At 67.3% G+C, this 1,183-nt stretch carries 1 protein-coding gene; it reads left to right on the forward strand.

The features are described 5' to 3' along the window. Positions 1-1,183 (forward strand): DNA translocase FtsK (locus tag MKL09_RS16150; RefSeq protein WP_279605919.1); only part of this gene is annotated, 1,183 nt, incomplete at both ends.

Raw genomic sequence — 1,183 nt, forward strand, 5'->3', positions numbered from 1 at the left:
GCTCGCCCTGCCGGATGAGAACAGCACCGAGGAAGTCGACGCCGACGTGCTGGAGCAGAACGCCCTCAACCTCCAGCAGACGGTGCAGGATTTCGGCGTGCGCGGCGACATCCTGGCGGTGCGCCCCGGCCCGGTCGTGACCCTCTACGAGCTGGAGCCGGCGCCCGGCACCAAGTCGAGCCGCGTGATCGGCCTGTCGGACGACATCGCCCGCTCGATGTCGGCGGTCTCGGCCCGCGTGGCGGTCGTCCCCGGCCGCAACGTCATCGGTATCGAGTTGCCGAACGACACCCGCGAGACGGTCTATCTCCGCGAACTGCTCTCAGCCCCGGATTTCTCCGAGAGCAAGCACAAGCTCGCCCTGTGCCTCGGCAAGAACATCGGCGGCGAGCCGATCATTGCCGACCTCGCCCGGATGCCCCACCTGCTGGTCGCCGGCACCACCGGCTCGGGCAAGTCCGTGGCGATCAACACCATGATCCTCAGCCTGCTCTACCGGCTCAAGCCGGAGGAGTGCCGCCTGATCATGGTCGATCCGAAGATGCTGGAGCTGTCGGTCTATGACGGCATCCCGCACCTGCTCTCCCCGGTCGTGACCGACCCCAAGAAGGCGGTCATCGCCCTCAAATGGGCCGTGCGCGAGATGGAGGAGCGCTACAAGAAGATGGCCAAGATCGCCGTCCGGAACATCGACGGCTACAACGGCCGGATGAAGGAGGCCCGCGAGCGCGGCGAGGTCATCACCCGCACGATCCAGACCGGGTTCAACCGCGAGACCGGCGAGGCGGTGTTCGAGCAGGAGGCGATGGACCTGTCGGCGCTGCCCTACATCGTGATCGTGGTCGACGAGATGGCCGACCTGATGATGGTGGCCGGCAAGGACATCGAGGGGGCGATCCAGCGCCTCGCCCAGATGGCGCGCGCGGCCGGCATCCACCTGATCATGGCCACGCAACGCCCGTCGGTGGACGTGATCACCGGCACGATCAAGGCGAACTTCCCGACCCGCATCAGCTTCCAGGTCACCAGCAAGATCGACTCGCGGACCATTCTCGGCGAGATGGGCGCGGAGCAGCTGCTCGGTCAGGGCGACATGCTGTTCATGGCCGGCGGCGGGCGTACCACGCGCGTGCACGGGCCGTTCTGCTCGGACAGCGAGGTCGAGAGCGTGGTCGCCCACCTG

The sequence above is a fragment of the Methylobacterium sp. J-048 genome (genome assembly GCF_022829515.1).
Taxonomy (GTDB): domain Bacteria; phylum Pseudomonadota; class Alphaproteobacteria; order Rhizobiales; family Beijerinckiaceae; genus Methylobacterium.